At 63.5% G+C, this 16,633-nt stretch carries 15 protein-coding genes; 8 read left to right on the top strand and 7 right to left on the bottom strand.

Annotated features, from left to right (window positions below; all coding sequences use genetic code 11):
- Positions 1-21 precede the first annotated feature (21 nt).
- The 3 genes from CLU93_RS00440 to CLU93_RS00430 all read right to left on the bottom strand — a co-directional run bounded on the left by CLU93_RS00440 (position 22) and on the right by CLU93_RS00430 (position 2,633).
- Entirely contained in the window at positions 22-972 is a 951-nt protein-coding gene (locus CLU93_RS00440; RefSeq protein ID WP_099759543.1) for a cation diffusion facilitator family transporter, read from the bottom strand.
- A gap of 118 nt (positions 973-1,090) precedes the next feature.
- Entirely contained in the window at positions 1,091-1,966 is an 876-nt protein-coding gene (locus CLU93_RS00435) for a pirin family protein (RefSeq protein WP_099759542.1), read from the bottom strand.
- Positions 1,967-2,033: 67 nt separating this feature from the next.
- Entirely contained in the window at positions 2,034-2,633 is a 600-nt protein-coding gene (locus CLU93_RS00430; RefSeq protein WP_071077794.1) for an FMN-dependent NADH-azoreductase, read from the bottom strand.
- 125 nt (positions 2,634-2,758) lie between these two features.
- Between CLU93_RS00430 and CLU93_RS00425 the strand changes: the two genes are divergently transcribed.
- Positions 2,759-3,664, top strand: a complete 906-nt coding sequence (locus CLU93_RS00425; protein WP_099759541.1) for a LysR family transcriptional regulator — start codon at positions 2,759-2,761, stop codon at positions 3,662-3,664.
- Positions 3,665-3,681: 17 nt separating this feature from the next.
- On the opposite strand, the gene asd is transcribed toward CLU93_RS00425, so the two are convergent.
- On the bottom strand, positions 3,682-4,530 hold the full coding sequence (asd, locus tag CLU93_RS00420) for an archaetidylserine decarboxylase (RefSeq protein ID WP_099759540.1): 849 nt from the start codon (positions 4,528-4,530) through the stop codon (positions 3,682-3,684).
- 386 nt (positions 4,531-4,916) lie between these two features.
- On the opposite strand from asd, the gene CLU93_RS00415 reads away from it, so the two are divergent.
- The 5 genes from CLU93_RS00415 (at position 4,917) to CLU93_RS00395 (ending at position 11,098) form a co-directional block, all read left to right on the top strand.
- On the top strand, positions 4,917-6,998 hold the full coding sequence (locus tag CLU93_RS00415; RefSeq protein ID WP_257224807.1) for a TonB-dependent receptor plug domain-containing protein: 2,082 nt from the start codon (positions 4,917-4,919) through the stop codon (positions 6,996-6,998).
- A 117-nt stretch (positions 6,999-7,115) separates the two neighbouring features.
- Positions 7,116-8,354: a DEAD/DEAH box helicase gene (locus CLU93_RS00410; RefSeq protein ID WP_099759538.1), complete on the top strand. Its 1,239-nt coding sequence runs from the start codon at positions 7,116-7,118 to the stop codon at positions 8,352-8,354.
- A gap of 66 nt (positions 8,355-8,420) precedes the next feature.
- On the top strand, positions 8,421-9,038 hold the full coding sequence (locus CLU93_RS00405) for an LON peptidase substrate-binding domain-containing protein (RefSeq protein WP_099759537.1): 618 nt from the start codon (positions 8,421-8,423) through the stop codon (positions 9,036-9,038).
- A 142-nt stretch (positions 9,039-9,180) separates the two neighbouring features.
- The gene (locus tag CLU93_RS00400; RefSeq protein WP_099759536.1) at positions 9,181-9,924 is read left to right on the top strand and encodes a DNA-binding protein; all 744 of its coding nucleotides are present in this window, start codon (positions 9,181-9,183) and stop codon (positions 9,922-9,924) included.
- A 226-nt stretch (positions 9,925-10,150) separates the two neighbouring features.
- Complete coding sequence (locus CLU93_RS00395) at positions 10,151-11,098, top strand: cupin-like domain-containing protein (protein WP_099759535.1); 948 nt, start codon at positions 10,151-10,153, stop codon at positions 11,096-11,098.
- Here the strand turns inward: CLU93_RS00395 and CLU93_RS00390 are convergent.
- Positions 11,095-12,006, bottom strand: coding sequence for a DMT family transporter (locus CLU93_RS00390; protein WP_099759534.1), 912 nt, complete (start codon positions 12,004-12,006; stop codon positions 11,095-11,097). The two genes, CLU93_RS00395 and CLU93_RS00390, sit on opposite strands and share 4 nt — an antisense overlap.
- 51 nt (positions 12,007-12,057) lie before the next feature.
- On the opposite strand from CLU93_RS00390, the gene CLU93_RS00385 reads away from it, so the two are divergent.
- Together CLU93_RS00385 and CLU93_RS00380 are read left to right on the top strand one after the other, a co-directional pair.
- Entirely contained in the window at positions 12,058-12,615 is a 558-nt protein-coding gene (locus tag CLU93_RS00385) for a helix-turn-helix domain-containing protein (RefSeq protein WP_180287765.1), read from the top strand.
- A 15-nt stretch (positions 12,616-12,630) separates the two neighbouring features.
- Positions 12,631-13,542 carry an ADP-ribosylglycohydrolase family protein gene (locus tag CLU93_RS00380; protein ID WP_099759532.1) on the top strand — a complete coding sequence of 304 codons (912 nt, stop codon included), beginning with the start codon at positions 12,631-12,633 and terminating at the stop codon, positions 13,540-13,542.
- Between the two features lie 201 nt (positions 13,543-13,743).
- Here CLU93_RS00380 and CLU93_RS00375 read toward each other — a convergent pair whose 3' ends face one another.
- Both CLU93_RS00375 and CLU93_RS00370 read right to left on the bottom strand, forming a co-directional pair.
- On the bottom strand, positions 13,744-14,985 hold the full coding sequence (locus CLU93_RS00375; RefSeq protein ID WP_099759531.1) for a voltage-gated chloride channel family protein: 1,242 nt from the start codon (positions 14,983-14,985) through the stop codon (positions 13,744-13,746).
- Between the two features lie 36 nt (positions 14,986-15,021).
- Positions 15,022-16,611 carry a pyridoxal-dependent decarboxylase gene (locus CLU93_RS00370; RefSeq protein WP_099759530.1) on the bottom strand — a complete coding sequence of 530 codons (1,590 nt, stop codon included), beginning with the start codon at positions 16,609-16,611 and terminating at the stop codon, positions 15,022-15,024.
- Positions 16,612-16,633: the final 22 nt, after the last annotated feature.

Genomic DNA, 16,633 nt, shown 5'->3' with positions numbered 1-16,633 from the left:
AGTATTTGCCGTTGGGTTCAATCAGTGGGTTTTGTCACCCTGATGTAACCCCGCCATCGCCGCCGTCTCCGGCTGCAAGGTAATATGGTCGATGCCATGCTTGGCCAACAGCATCTTCTTGATCGCGCGCAAGACCTTTGGCCAATGGTCGAGGTGTTCGATTTCCACGTGGCCGATCAGGGCTGGCTGGCCTGGCGACATGTCCCATACATGCAGATCGTGCACGGCAATCACGCCGTCCACTTGCTCCACGTCCGTGCCCACGGCGATATAGTCGATGTGCAGGGGCACACCTTCCATCAGGAAGTGGTACGACTCTTTTAATACCCCGAAAGTCGATTTCAGGATCAGCAGGGACACCAGCACCGACAGCAGCGGGTCGATCTGCATCCAGCCCGTAAAGTAAATCACGGCGCCGGCGATGATGGCGGCGACCGAACCGAGCAAATCGCCCATCACGTGCACGAGGGCGGCGCGCGTGTTGACGCTTTGCTTGTCTTTCGACAAGACCCACGCCACCACCACGTTGATCGCCAGGCCGATGAAGGCGACGATGAAGACCATGCCGCCCTTGACAGGTTGCGGGGCGGAAAAGCGCAGCGCGGCTTCATAGCAGATCCAGCCCACCACGCACAGCATGGCCAGGCCGTTGACGAAGGCGGCCAGCGCCTCGGCGCGGCCGAAGCCGAACGAGTGGCGCGGCGACGGCGGGCGGCGCGCGATCAGTTGCGCCAGCAGGGCCAGTCCCAGTGCGGCCGCGTCCGTGACCATGTGGCCCGCATCGGAAATCAGGGCCAGCGAATTGGACAGGAAGCCGGCCGCCACCTCGATGCCGGCAAATGACAGGGTCAGTCCCAGCGCCCACGCGAGGATGCTCTGGCTGCGCCCCTCGAACGAGTGGGTGTGCTGGGCGTCGCCCTTCAGGTGGGCGTGCAAATGGGTGGCGTCGTGTTCTGTGTGCGTCGGCGGCATGGAATGCTTTGTGGAATGAGGTTGCCGTCAGTGTAATTGAAAAGCAACAACATAGTCGGCACGTAAAAAAAACCTGCAGGCCCGGAGGCGCTGCAGGTTTTTCCTGGAGCAAATAACGTTACTGCGCCGCCGTCTCGCCAAACTTGCCTTCGCGGAAGTCCTGCACGGCCTGGAACACTTCCGCCTGGGTATTCATGACAAACGGGCCATACTGCGCGATGGGCTCGTTCAAGGGTTGGCCGGCGACGAGAATCACGCGGCCGCCTTGCGGCGCTTCGATGCGCACGCCGTCGCTGCCCGGCGTGTTGGCGAAGATGGCCATGCGCAGGGCGGGCACGCCCTTGCCGTCCACCTGCACTTCGCCACGGAACGTGTAGAGGAAAGCGTTATGGCCTGGCGGCAAGGGCTGCTCGAAAGTGCTGCCGGCCGGCAAGTCGATGTCGAGATACAGCGGCTCCGTCAGCTCGCGCTGCACGGCGCCCGTCACGCCATGGCTCTCGCCGGCGATCACTTGCACGGCCACGCCGTCGTCCGTCGTGTAGCGGGGGATCTCGGCGCTGGTAAAATCGCGGTACCACGGCGTGCGCATCTTGTCGCGCGCAGGCAGGTTCAGCCATAGCTGAAAACCTTCCATCACGCCTTCTTCCTGTTCCGGCATTTCCGAGTGGATCACGCCGCTGCCAGCCGTCATCCATTGCACGCCGCCCGAGGTCAGCAAGCCTTCGTGGCCCGCGCTGTCCTTGTGGCGCATGCGGCCCGTGATCATGTACGACACCGTTTCAAAACCCCGGTGCGGATGCTCGGGGAAGCCGGCGATATAGTCGTTCGGCTTGTCGCTGGCAAAGTTGTCGAGCATCAAAAACGGGTCGAGACGGCGCTGCAGCTGCTGCGTCAGCACGCGGTTGATCTTCACGCCGGCGCCATCCATGACGGCCTGGCCGGCGATCACGCGCTCGACGCCGCGTGGCTTGTTGACGGTGGTGGTATCGCTCATTGTGTTCTCCAGTTGGGAAGAACGGCGCTCGTGCGCCGCCCCGGTTTGATGCCCATCAATCTTTGACTTACACCAGGATCGCGTTGATCTCGGCGTCCGCTTGCGCCTGCGCCTTGGCCACGGCTTCCGGGCCCATGCCCATGCCTTCCGAATACACGTATTGCACGTCCGTCAGGCCCAGGAAACCGAACATGGTGTTCAGGTAAGGCACTTGGCTATCGTTGGCGCTATCGCGGTGCAAGCCGCCGCGGGACAGGCCCACGTAGACTTTCTTGCCGGTCAGCAGGCCCACGGGGCCGTTTTCCGTGTACTTGAAGGTGACGTTGGCGCGGGCAATCGCGTCGAACCAGCTTTTCAGTTGCACGGTGATGCCGAAGTTGTACATCGGTGCGCCGATGACGATCACGTCCGCCGCTTGCACTTGCGCAATCAGCGCGTCGTCCAGGGCGATGCGGGCCGCTTGTTCCGGCGTGCGTTTGTCGGCCGGGGTGAACAGCGCTTGCAGGGTCGGCTCGTCGAGCACGGGGTGCGGTGCGGCAGCCAGGTCGCGGCGCGCCAGGGTGGCGCCAGGGTTGGCGGCTTGCACGCGGGCAACGATGGCGTCAGCCAAACGGGTCGAGGCGGAACCGGTGCTGCGGGCGCTGGAATTGATTTGCAGGATGTTCATCTTGTTTTCTCCGTTGTGAGGTGTCTTGCGATGGATGAACTATAGCAATTCCAAAATTGATGCGGAAGCCGTTAAAATGGATAACATTAATCCACTCATGGAACAATCGAGCGTAAAGGTAGTGTATGGATATCGATCCCGGAGATTTGCTGCTGTTCGCGCGCGTCGTCGAGTGCGGCAGTTTCAGTCGTGCCGCCCAGCGCGTGGACTTGCCCAAGTCGACCCTGTCGCGCCGCATTTCGCTGCTGGAAGCGAAATTGGGTGAACGGCTGTTGCTGCGCACCACGCGCAAGCTGGCGCTGACGGAATTTGGCGCCAGCCTGCTCGACCATGCGCGCAAGGTGGTCGAGGAAACGGAAGCGGCCGGCGCGCTGGCCCAGCACCGCCAGGCGGGACCCAGCGGCTTGCTGCGCATTTCCATGCCGGCCGACTTCGGCGACGCGCTGATGCGCCAGGTGCTGGCCGAGTTCGTGCGCCGCTACCCGGCCATTTCGCTGGAGCTGGACTTGTCGGCGCGCCGCGTGGATTTGCTGGAAGAAAATTTTGACCTGGCCATCCGCATGGGCAACTTGCCCGACGACGCCAGCCTGGCCGCGCGCCGCGTGGCCTTCAGCACCCTGTCCCTGTATGCCTCGCCGCAATACACGAGCGTGCACGGCTTGCCCGAGCATCCCGACGACCTGTATGGCCACGATTTGCTCAGCTTGCCCCGCGCCGTGCATGGCCTCGTGCACTGGACTTTGATCCGTGGCAAGACGACGTGGGAGCGCGATTTACCCGTGCGGCTGCTGGCCAATTCGCCGGAATTGCTGGTGCGCATGGCCTGCACGGGCGTGGGCATCGCGGCTAGCACGGACCGTTTCGCCAAGACCTATGTGGAGACGGGGGAACTGGTGCGCGTGCTGCCGGAGTGGAGTTTCCCGCTGGTCACCGGCTGGGCCGTGTTTCCCGGCCGGCGGCTGATGCCGGCCAAGACGCGCGCGTTTCTCGACCTGATGGAGGAAATGTATCAAACGGACGCGCCCGTGTAGGCGCGCATCCTGCTCGCTTACATGGACACGTTGCCCATGACTTCGCCCAGCTGCACGGGGCCGGCCGGTTGCCAGTTGGCATTGAAATTGATTGTGCCTTGCGGGAACAGCATCACGACGGTGGAACCGAGCAGGAAGCGGCCCAGCTCTGCGCCCTGTTTCAGCACCACATTGTCGTTCGCATAGCTCCAGTCGCGCACCTGGCCCGTGCGGGGCGGGTTGACGACGCCGTGCCAGACGGTGGCCATGCTGCCGACGATGGTGGCGCCGACCAGGGTCATGACGAAGGGGCCATTGGCCGTGTCGAACACGCAGACGACGCGCTCGTTGCGGGCGAACAGGCCGGGAATGCCGCGCGCCGTCGTCGGGTTGACGGAGAACAATTCACCAGGGACATAAATCATGCGCGTCAAGCGGCCATCGCACGGCATGTGGATGCGGTGGTAGTCGCGCGGGCTCAGGTACAGATTGGCGAAGCTGCCGTGTTCGAACTGGGCCGCCAGGGCCGCATCGCCGCCCACCAGGGCCGTGGTGCTGAAGTTGTGGCCCTTGGCCTGGAAGATCTGGTCCTTGTCGATGCTGCCGAACTGGCTGATGCGGCCATCGACGGGGCAGACGTAGTCGGCCTGGGCCAGCGGACGGGCATCCGGGCGCAGCGCGCGCGTGAAAAAGTCGTTGAAGCTCGTGTAGTGCGTGATGTCCGGGTCCAGCGCCTCATCCATGTTGACGTTGTAGCGGCCGACGAACCAGCGGATCAAACGCGTCGTCATGGCGCCGCCTTTGGCACCAGCGATGCGGCCGGCAAAGTTGGTCAACGCTCCTTTTGGAAGCAGATATTGAGGCAAAACGGCAAGACGGTCAGACACGATGGGAAGCCTTTGACGGGGTGATGGGAACAATGATGAAAACGCATTATAGCGGCGATGTGGCGCGCAATGATATGCGCCGTATGCAAGGGTACGTATCACAGCCTGCTGCCGAATTTAATTTGCTATAGGAAATATTTTCAGGAAACTGTGCCAGTCGGAAAAAATTGCAGCACAATATAGCGGCCTGTTTTTTAGCATTTAGCCATTTTTATTCAGCCAACTTTTTTAGCCAGGTCATGATGCCACGCCGTTGCCTTCGCCTTACCGTCCTTTGTTCCGCCGTTTTACTTGCCTGGAATGCCCAGGCCCAGCAATCCGAAGCGCCCGCCGCCTCTGAGGCCGCCGGTGCGCCACTGAAGGCTGAAAAGCCTGCCGCGCCCGCCATGCAGAGCGTCGAAGTCAAGGGCAGTGGCTATGATCCGCGCCGCGACGATACGGCCAGCAAGATGGTCGTCGGCAGCGAGGAAATCCTCAAGTATGGCGACACGAATGTCACCGACGTGCTCAAGCGCTTGCCCGGCATTACCGTGTCCGGCGCGGCCGGGCGCTCGGGCGGTGAAATCCGCATGCGCGGCCTGGGCAGCGGCTATACGCAGATATTGCTTAACGGCGAACGGGCGCCGGCCGGCTTCTCGCTCGACACCCTGTCGCCCGACGTGATCGAACGCATCGAGATCCTGCACGCGGCCAGCGCCGAATACAGCACGCAATCGATCGCCGGCACCATCAACGTAGTGCTGAAAAAGGCCGTCAAAACAGCGCAGCGCGAGCTCAAGCTGGGCGTACAGGGCAGCGACGTGAGTTTCTCGCCCAGCGTCAATCTGCAACTGTCCGACCGCGACGGCAATTTCTCGTATTCGATGGCCGGCTCGCTGTTCCGCTACGATTACCACTACGACAATCCCGGACTGGAACTGGGCTATGCGCCTGACGGCCGGCAAAACCTGCTGCGCCGCACGAATGGCACCGGCGATGGCCGTCCGGAAGGCATCAATCTGTCGCCGCGCCTGAACTGGGTGCTGGCCGGCGGCGACAATCTGACGGCGCAATTCTTTTTCAATGGCGGGCGCTCGAATCACCGCAATGTCAGCCGCGCGCAAACAGAGCAGGGCTTGCGCCCCGACTACGACACGAATACGGGCAGTTCCAGCAACCACAATGCCTTCGGCCGCAGCGACCTGACGTGGATGCACAAGCTGGCTGGCGGCGCCAGGCTGGAACTGAAAATCGGCGCCTCGGCCGCCCGCAATACATCCGACAGCCTGCAGCAGGGCTTTATCGACGGCAGCGGCCTGGCGCTGGAGCGCCAGGTGGGCGTGAAGGCGACGGAAAACGGCGTCAGTTCCACCGGCAAGTATTCCACGCCCTTGCTGCCGGGCCATGCCCTGTCGATGGGCTGGGATGGCGCGCACACGCAGCGCGACGAAACGCGCCGCCAGCGCGAAGCGGCGCTGGGCGTGTCCGGCGCGCGCCCGCCCGTCAACAGCGACGAGGGTTTCGACGCCACCATCCAGCGCCTGGCCCTGTTTGTGCAGGATGACTGGGAAATCACGCCGCGCTGGTCCATGTATGCGGGCGTGCGCTGGGAAGGCATCGATACGCGCAGCGCGGGCGATACCTACGACGAAGTGAATCAGCGCACCAGCGTGTGGAGTCCGCTGCTGCAAACCCTGTGGAAGTTACCCTCCACCCGCGGCGACCAGGTGCGCCTGGCCCTGACGCGCACCTACAAGGCGCAGCCCACGGCGAGCCTGATTCCGCGCCGCAATACCTCGACCAACAATAGCCAGACGGACCCCGACCGCGAAGGCAATCCGTATCTGAAACCGGAGCTGGCGCTCGGCATCGACGCCTCGTACGAACATTACTGGGCCGAAGGCGCCTTGCTCAGCGCGCGCGCCTCGGCCCGCCGCATCGACGGCTATACGCGCCAGGGCTTGCTGTTCATCAATGACCGTTGGGTATCGACGCCCGTCAACGATGGCCGCGCGAATACGCAGACACTGGAACTGGAAGCGAAGTTCCCGCTGCGCGCCGTGTTGTCCGCGCCCGTGCCGGCCATCGACTTGCGCGCCAGCGTCAGCCGCAACTGGTCGCAAGTGGAGCAGGTGCCGGGGCCAAACAACCGGCTCGACCAGCAAACCCCCGTCAGCGGCAACTTCGGTCTCGACTACAAGACGCCCGATGGCGTGCTGACCACGGGTGGCAGCTTCAATTTCCGCAATGGCGGCCCCGTGCGCATCACCGAGCGCCAGAGCGCCTATACGTCGCCGCGGCGCGACCTCGATATCTATGCGCTGTGGAAATTCGACGCGAAGAACCAGCTGCGCCTGGCCGTGTCGAACTTGCTGGCGCAAGACTTTGAAAGCGACACCATCTATACGGATGCCAGCGGCACGATAGCCCGCAACAGCATTTCGCCGAGTTCGCCGCAGGCGCGCGCGACCCTGGAAATGAAGTTTTGACGCGGTTGTTTTAACGCTGAAACCCCGGCCGGCATCCCCGCTGGCCTATAATCTCGGCAATTGCGCGCACGGCCAGTCCGTGCGCGCCACCTTTTACTTTGCCAAGATTGCTTCCCCATGACGTTTTCCTCCCTCGGCCTGATCGATCCCCTGGTCCGCAAACTCGATGAGCTCGGCTATGCCAAGCCCACGCCCGTGCAGGCGCAAGCGATTCCTGCCGTGCTGGCCGGCCGTGACCTGATGGCCGCCGCCCAGACGGGCACGGGCAAGACGGCCGGCTTTGCCGTGCCGCTGCTGCAGCGCCTGGCCCTGGAAGGCGTGGTGGCGCCCCAGTGCGTGCGCGTGCTGGTGCTGGTGCCCACGCGCGAACTGGCCGAGCAAGTCTATGCCAGTTTCCGCAGCTATGGCGGCAACCTGCCGCTGCGCAGCTTTGTCGCCTACGGCGGCGTGCCCATCGAGCCGCAGATCAGCAAACTGCGCAAGGGCCTCGACGTACTGGTGGCCACGCCGGGCCGCTTGCTGGACTTGCAGACGCAGGGCGCCGTCAAGTTCGAGCAAGTGCAAACCCTGGTGCTGGACGAGGCGGACCGCATGCTGGACCTGGGCTTCGAGCGCGAGCTCGATATATTGCTGATGACAATGCCCAAGCAGCGCCAGACCCTGTTGTTCTCGGCTACCTTCTCGGACGCCATCCGCGCCATGGCGAAAACCATGTTGAAGGATCCCGTCTCGGTGGAAGTGAGCGCGCGCAACAGCACGGTCAAGGCCGTGAAACAGTCGGTCATCGTGTGCGATAAAAAATGCAAGCCGGAACTGTTTTTGCACTTGCTGAAGAAAAAGCGCTGGGGCCAGGTATTGGTCTTCGTCAAGACGCGCAAGGGCGTCGAGTTGCTGGTGAATACCTTGCTGGAGCAGGGCGTGCGCGCCGATTCGATTCATGGCGACAAGACGCAGCCGAACCGCCTGCGCGCGCTGGCCCGTTTCAAATCTGCCGAGGTGCAGGTGCTGGTGGCCACCGACGTGGCCGCCCGTGGCCTGGACATCGATCAATTGCCCGTCGTCGTCAATTTCGACTTGCCGACGGTCGCCGAAGACTATATCCACCGCATCGGCCGCACGGGCCGCGCGGGCGCTTCGGGCGAAGCCATTTCCCTCGTCTGCGCCGACGAGGTGGAATTGCTGTCGGCCGTGGAAGCGCTGACGCGGCAAACCCTCAAACGCAATGAGGAACCCGGTTTCGAGGCCGAGCACCGCGTGCCGGGCACGTCCGCCGGCGGCACCATCCAGAAAAAGGCCATCAAGGTGCTGGCGCCGAAGGCGGCCGAGCGGGCCAAGAAAAGGCGCTTTTACAAGTAATCGGCGCAGTCAAGCTGACAAGGCAAGCGCGCAGCACGGATATGCCATTCGTGCCATCATGCGGCTATGACCTCGATACCTTTGTTCCCGCTCAATACGGTGCTGTATCCCGATGGCTATCTGCCCCTGCAGATCTTCGAGGTACGCTACCTGGACATGATACGCAAGTGCATCATGGGCGAGCAGCCGTTCGGCGTGGTGCAACTGCTGGACGGCGCGGAAGTGCGCAAGCCGGGCCAGCAAGAAACGCTGGCGCCCGTGGGCACCTTGGCGCGCGTCATCGACTGGGCCGCGCCCCTGTCGGGCTTGCTGCAAATCAAATGCATGGGCATGCAGCGCTTTCACATCGTGTCCAGCGAGCAGCTCAAGCACGGCTTGTGGATGGCGCAGGTCGAAACCTTGCCGCCCGACAAGACCATTCCCATTCCGCAAGAGCAGCAGAACGTCGCCGACGCGCTCGGCGCCCTGATCCGCACCTTGCAGGAGCAAAAGATCCCGCCTGAGCAAATGCCCCTGCAACCGCCTTTCCGCCTCGATGAGTGCGGCTGGGTGGCGAACCGCTGGTGCGAGCTGCTATCCCTGAGCGCCATGCAAAAGCAATTGCTGCTGAGCCAGGACAATCCCGTGCTGCGCCTGGAACTGGTGCAAGATATGCTCACTGAAAATGGTTTGCTCGAAGAGTAAATCCGCTGAAGCCGCATGTTTTCTCACGCTCGCGTTGTGCAATTGCAATCTCTATTGAGAAATACTTTACGCTTTGCCGCCGCTGGCATAAGATAGTGCCCCTGGGCAAGATTGCCTTGGGCAACATTCAAGAGCAGACGACATGGCAAAAGTAAGCGCGGAACAGATCAATGCGGCAATGGAAGCGATGGCGGGTGAAGGACATGCCATCACGGTGCGCGCCTTGCGCGAACGGCTGGGCAACGGCGCCTGTCTGGGCACGATCAGCAAGCTCTTGCTGCGCCGCAAGGCGGGTGCGCAACGCCAGATCGCTGCCGCTGCTGAACTGTCGCCCGTGCTGCAGCAAGCCATCCTCGATTATGTAGGACAGGAATTAAGCGCCAGCCACAGCGCGCACGAAGCCGAGATGAACGACAATCAACAGGAATTGATGGATCTGGCCAGCGAGAACGAGCGCCAGCAAGAGTTGCTCGACCTGCAGGCGGGTGAACTGGAAACCTTGCGCGGGGAACTCGAACGCGAGCGGCAAGTGGCGAACCAGGCGCGCACGGACCTGGCCAAGGCGCAGCTGCGCCTGGAAGGCTTGCCACGCCTGGAAGAGGCGGCCGAGCAGGCGCGCATGGATCTGGCCAAGGCGCAATTCAAGCTCGAAGGCATCCCACGCCTGGAAGAGGCTGCCGAAGCGGCGCGCGCCGAACTGATCCAGGCCCAGCTGAAGCTGGAAAGCCTGACGCGCGTGGAAACGGAACTGGCGGCCGCCCGCCTGGAACTGGAAGCGGAACGCGAAGAGCTGGGCGAAACGCGCGCCGAGCTGGACGAAGAGCGCACCTTGCGCATCAAGGCGCAGCAGTTCATCGTCGACCCCATCTTCAAGACGCCTGTCTGAGGACGCCTGACCAAACCTGCTGCGCGTTGGTATAGGCGGCTTGCGATGCTCACCGCACCTCAGTGCGGTTGCGCTTCTCGGCCGCCTCTCCCTTCCGCTCGCGACGGTTTTGTCAGGTGTCGATGCGTCGTAGGGAATCTGTCATGCGTGCTGAACGGGCCTTGCTGGCTTAGAATGGCGCACTGTCGCGTCATGCCGCGCGGCGCCCTGATCGCAAAGAAGGTTTATGTCCGTAGAAAAAGAAGTGCCGCACGAGCTTGCGGCCACCCCCATCGCGCCGCGCGCCTTGCCGCCCAGGCCGCCAGCAGAATGCAGTTCGCCCGCAGCGGCACTGGCGCGCAAGCAGGCGCGCGAAGACAAGGATGCGCAGGTGCGCGGCGTCACCTCGATCGACGCCATGCGCGAAGCCATCAAGCAGGCGGCGCGTGACTTGCCCACCATCACCGAGGTGCCGCGCCTGGCCATGTTGGACGCCGCCGCCTTCCGCGCGCGTGCCGCGCTCGGTTTGCCCTTCCTGATGCGCGGGCTGGTGCAGCGCTGGCCCTTGTCCGGGCTGGCGCCCGACGTCTTGCGCCAGCAGTTCAGCCACGTACCCGTGCGCGCGCGGGTGGGCGACTACATCAACACGGCGTTTGCGGCCGACCGCGCCATGCAGGATATGTTGATGGGGCAATACCTGGACCTGGTGGCAGAGGGCAAGTATGCGCTGCCGCCGTACCTGGGCAATCTGGAATTGCGCGAGCTGAACCGCCTGTGCCACTGGCCCACGTATTTTGACAAGATGGGTCCGCCACGTTTCTGGGTCGGGCCGGCCGGTACGGTGACGCCCTTGCATTGTGATTACGACGACAATATCTTCGCGCAAGTGTGGGGCCGCAAGCGCATCTTTTTGTCGCCGCCGCACCACGATACCTTCTTGTACCCCAGCGAGGCGAACGCCATCCTGTTCGGTTCGCCCTTCGACCCGGAAGCGCCCGATTTCCAGCGTTTTCCCCTGGCGCGCCAGGCCACCATGATCGAATGCCTCGTCGAGCCTGGCGACATGCTGTACGTGCCCGCCGGCTGGTACCACCAGGTGCGCGCGCTGACGTTTTCGCTGTCCTCGAATCGCTGGGCCAGGGCCGTGCCGCTGGCGCTGCATGGAGATACGGCGCTGCGGCGGGCCGAGGCTTAATCTGCTGGCGCGATGGCCTTGCCATCGGCACGCAGGCGCTTCGGCCGCCACTCGCTGAGGATGCCCGCGGCGATGATCAATATCCCCCCCACGATGGCCAGCGCGGGCAGGCGTTCACCCGCAATGCGCCCGATGACGCCGGCCCAGACAGGTTCGCCCGCATAGATCAAGGTAGCCTTGGTGGCGGAAATGCGCTTTTGCGCCCAGTTCATCACATATTGAATCAGCGCGCTGGCGCAGCCCAGGGCCAGCACGCTGAGGATGAACGTTTGGCTGAGGGCGGGTGGCGCTTCGCCCATGACGGGCATCAGCAGCAGGGCGATCAGGGATGCGGTCGCCAGTTGCACGATGGTCACGCGCAAGATGTTCAATTGCGGCGAGACGCGGCTGATCAAAATAATTTCCAGGGCGATCGCGATGGCGCCCACGGCCGTCATCAGCTCGCCTTTGCCCAAGCCCATGCTCAAGCCATCCGTTCCCGTGAGCAACAGCAAGCCGGCGAAAGCCAGCACCACGGCCACCCACACGGCGGCGCGGGGCCGCTGCTTGAAGACCAGCCATTGCACCAGCGGCACGATGGGCACATAGAAGGCCGTGATGAAGGCTGATTTACTGCTCGTAATATGCATCAAGCCATAGGTTTGCAGCGCGTAGCCGCCAAAGATGCTCACGCCGATGGTCATGCCGGTGAATAACTCGGCCTTCGTCAACTGGCGCAACTGGCCCCGGCAAACGAGGGCGCCGATGCTGGCGGCCACGGCAAAGCGGGCAGCGACAAAGGCCAGCGGCCCGCTGACCGTCACGGCATGCTGCACGATGAGAAAAGTGCCGCCCCAGATGAAGGTAATGGCGATCAAGGCCAGCTCGGGCAGGCCGAGGGCGGGCGGGGGACTTGCATGTGTTTTCATGGGGAGCTATGCTATGAGCAAAATATTTCCCATCATCATAGGAGCAATATATTGCGCAGTCAAGCCGAGGCCGGTGGCGTGCTGGCACACCTGGCGACAAATCTGCGGCGCTTGCGCCTGGCCGCCGGCCTCAGCCAGGAAGAGCTGGCGCGCCTGTCTGGCCTCAGCCGGCGCATGGTCAATGGCGTCGAGGCGGGCAGCACCAACATCAGCCTGGCCAACCTCGACCACGTGGCCGCAGCCTTGAAAGTAGCCTTTGTCGACCTGGTGCAGCCGCCGCAGCAGCCGCACGACAGCCTGCGCGTGCTGATGTGGCAAAGCGCATCGCAAGCGAGCCAGGCCGTGCTGCTGGGCGCGGCGCCCGCCAGCCGCCAGGTGGAACTGTGGTCGTGGACCCTGGCGCCAGGCGAGCGCTATGATGCGCAAGCCGATCCGGCGGGATTCAGCGAAATGCTCTACGTGCTGGAAGGCGAGTTGCAGCTGGTCCTGGCGGCCGGAACCAGACACCTGGCCACCGGCGATTTTTTCGTCTTCAGCAGCGCGCAAGCATATGCCTACGTGAATGCGGGTGCATCCACCTTGCGCTTTACGCGCAATGTGGCCAGCTAAGAATTAATGGAAACCATGAATACGCCAACTTTGCACAACCGTTATCTGGGCGCCATGCTGGCGCTGGCCTGTGGCGATGCCGTCGGCACGAGCGTGGAATTTTCTCCACGCGGCAGCTTCGCGCCCGTGACGGAGATGACTGGCGGCGGCCCGTTCGGCCTGCAGCCAGGACAATGGACGGACGATACCTCGATGGCGCTGTGCCTGGCCGAGAGTCTGATACTGAAAGGGGCGTTCGATCCGGCGGACCAGATGGTACGGTATCTGAACTGGTGGCAATGGGGCTACCTGAGTTCCACGGGCAGCTGCTTCGATATCGGTGGCACGGTAAGAAGCGCGCTGGCCAGTTTCCAGGAAACGGGCAATCCCTGGAGCGGTTCCAACGCGCCGGACACGGCGGGCAATGGTTCGCTCATGCGCCTGGCCCCGGTCGTGCTGTTTGCTTATCCTGATGCCGAGGCGGCCGTGGCCTATGCCGCCGATAGTTCCCGCACCACCCATGCGGCACCCGAGGCGGTCGAAAGCTGCCAGTTGTTCGCCGCCTTGCTGTGCAGCGCGCTGGCGGGCACGCCGAAAGAAGAGCTAATCGCGAGTATCGCGTACCGGCCTGCCGAACCCAGGCTGGTGGAGCTGGCTAGCGGTAACTTCATCGCCAAAGCGGAGCAGCAGATACGCGGCACGGGTTATTGCGTGGAGTCGCTGGAAGCGGCGCTCTGGTGCTTCTTCAATACCGACTCACTGGAAGAGGCCGTGTTACGCGCCGTCAATCTGGGCGAAGATGCCGATACGACCGGCGCCATCGTCGGTCAGCTTGCCGGTGCGTATTATGGCGCCCAGGCGATTCCGCCGGCGTGGCTGAACACCCTGGCCATGCGCGGCGATATCGAGGAACTGGCGGGCAAATTGTTCGAGCGCCGCCGTGGCTAGCGCAGGCTGCGTCCCGCCAGCAGCATCGGCCGTTCGCGCTCTTCCGCCAGGGGGGGCTGCTGCGCCATGAAGATCGGGTACTCGATGGAAAACACCCGCTTGCCGTCCGGTTGTAAACTCTGGCGGATGGTGGCAAGGCCAGTTGTTCCAGATCAAGCCGGGCGTAGCTGACAGAAAAGGCGTCGTCGTAGATGTTCTGTGTCATATGTCGAGATCCTTGGCCGGATGGCGCTTGGCGTGGCCGCTGCGTTGCGCCCGGTAAATGCCCGCGTGGCCGGAAAACAGATAGGCCACGACGCAGGCGATGGCCGCGTACATGCCGATCTCCGCGCCGAACAGTTCCATCGCCATCAGGGTCGAGGCGATCGGCGTGTTGGCCGCGCCCGCAAACACGGCGACGAAGCCGATGGCGGCCAGCAAGGCGACGGGCTGGTGCAGCAGCGGCCCCAGCGCATTGCCCAGGGTCGCGCCGATGAAGAACAATGGCGTCACTTCGCCGCCCTTGAAGCCGGTGCCGAGTGAAACAATGGTAAACGCCATCTTGCCGAGGAAATCCCAGGCGGGCAGTGGTTCCTTCAGCGCGTCGACGATGGTGGGAATGCCCAGGCCGATGTAGCGATCCGTGCCCAGCAGCCACACGGCCAGCGCGACGGCGAGGCCGCCTATCAGCGGGCGCAGCGGGGCATAGCTGATCCGGCGTTTCATCAAGGCGCTCAAGCCGTGTGTGGCTTGCGCAAACACTTTACCGGTCACGCCGAACAGCACGCCGGCGATCACCATGGCAGACAAAGTCCAGGCGGAAAGGGCGGGGATCAAAGGCACGGCGTAATGCGTATGCTGGACGCCCCACAACAGGCCCACCTGGTCGGCGATGACGGCGGCAGCCAGGCAGGGCAGCATGGCTTCATAGCGCAGGCGGCCGATGGCCAGTACTTCCAGGCCGAAGAGGGCGCCTGCCAGCGGCGTGCCGAAGACGGAGGCAAAGCCGGCGCTGATGCCGGCCATCAGGATGATGCGCCGGTCTTCATTGTTCAGGCGAAACATGCGGGTCAGCTGGTCGGCCAGCGCGCCGCCCATCTGCACGGCCGTGCCTTCGCGCCCGACCGAGGCGCCGAACAGATGCGAGAGGACCGTGCCGCCCAGCACCAGCGGCACCATGCGCAAGGGGATGATTTTTTTCGGGTCGTGGATTTCATCGATGAGCAGATTCGCGCCACCCTCGACACTGCTGCCATAGCGCAAATACAGCCAGCCGACGGCGAAGCCCGCCACGGGCAGCAGCCAGATCAGCCAGGCGTGCGCCAGGCGCGTGCGCGTGGCCCAGTCGAGGGCGAACAGGAAGCCGGCCGAGGCCGTGCCGGCCAGCGCGGCCACGATGCTCGCGAGCAGCAGCCATTTCAACAGATGCCGTAACAGGTCGGTGAGGGCGCTCAGGCGGTGCATCGGGCATCCAGTCAGGGCTGATGGGTGGGTGTTTCTTTACAGGCCCAGTTCCGCCACCAGCGCCTGGCCGATGGCGCGCTGCTCGGCCAGGATGGCGCGCAGGTGGTGGGGGCGCGTCTTGACATTGGTCATGACCACGCGCAGGACGTTGGTCGGGCCGGGGTAGCGCGTCGATTCCAGCACGGTGCGCGAGACAAAGCTGTGGCCTTGCGCCTTTTGCCGGTTTTGCAGCTTGGCGTTCAAGGTGTTCAGCTGCTGGTTCAGTTCCGTCGCCGCATCGAGCTGGCCGCTGGCCAGCAAGCTTTCCATGCGCTGGCGCAAGTGCGCGGGCACGTAGCGGTAAGTCAGAATGAAGGTGTCGGAACGCGTGACGAGTTCAAAATCCTGCTGCTCGGCCAGTAACTGCTGCAACTGGCCGGACAGGGTAGCTGCCTGCAGCAGCAGGGTCGTGTAGCCGGACACACCGAGCACCTTGAACGACGTCCACAGTTTCAAGGCATCGAAGCGGCGCGAGCCTTCCAGCGACGTCTGGCCCAGGTCGCCGGAGTTGTCGCGCAAGATGTAGTTGGCGTTGTGCTTCAGCAAGTTCAGGCTGGTGCTGTCCTTGAACAGCACCATGCTTTGCGCCATCGGCACCCACAGCAGTTTATGTCCGTCGATGACGACGGAGTCGGCCAGGGCGATGCCGTCGTACAGCGCGCGGTACTCATCGGCGATCAAGAGCGCGCCGCCCCAGGCCGCGTCCACGTGGAACCAGATGGATTCGCGCGCGGCAATCGCCGCCATGGCGGCCAGCGGATCGATGGCGCCCGTTTCCGTCGTGCCGGCGATGCCGATCATGGCAACGACCTTGATCTTGCGCTGTTTTAAATCGGCAATCGTCGCTTCCAGCGCGGCGACATCGATGCGGTTGTCGCGGTCGACGGCCACCAGGTGCAGGGCGTTTTCGCCCAGGCCCAGGGTGGCCAGCGCCTTTTTCACGGAATAATGGCTGCGGGCCGAACCGATCACGGCCAGCCCTGCATGGCCAGAATCCTGCATGGCGGCAAACAGGCCCCGCTTGCGCGTGCCGGGCAATTGCTGCTCCAGCGCCACGGCCAGCGCCGTCAGGTTGCCCATGGTGCCGCCATTGACGACATTGCCCAGCGCGCCGCTGGTGGCGGCCATCGCCTGCGTGTAGACGGCGTCCGGCTGCTGGTAGACTTGGCGGTGCAGCCAGCCGAGGATCTGTTTTTCGATCAGGGTCGAGACATACGCCGTCTCGATCTTCACCTGGTTCTGGTTCAGGGTGGCCGTAAACGCTTCGGCCAGCACGCTGATCCAGGGCAAGGCCTGCGTCATGTGGCCGATGTATTGCGGGTGATTCAGCTGGGCCGTATTGGCCAGCACGGTGGTGTGGAGTTCTTGCAGGAATGCCGCCACGGGCATGCCGTGCGCGGGCAGGCAAGTGTCGGACAGTTGCGTCAGCAGTTCCGCGTACGGCGTGTGCGGATAGGCCGTGTCGCGTTCTGCCGCCAGCCAGCCGCCCAGCATGCGCAGCGCCTGCTGCAGGGGCGCGGGCGAGCGTTGCAGCGCATCGATGGAAAAATGCTGCTGCAGCAGCTGTTCGATAGCGGAGTCGGTCATTAGATATGTTTCAATATATGGT

This window comes from Janthinobacterium sp. 35 (assembly GCF_002754575.1).
GTDB lineage: Bacteria > Pseudomonadota > Gammaproteobacteria > Burkholderiales > Burkholderiaceae_D > Janthinobacterium > Janthinobacterium tructae.
This window is presented reverse-complemented; position numbering and strand designations above follow the sequence as displayed.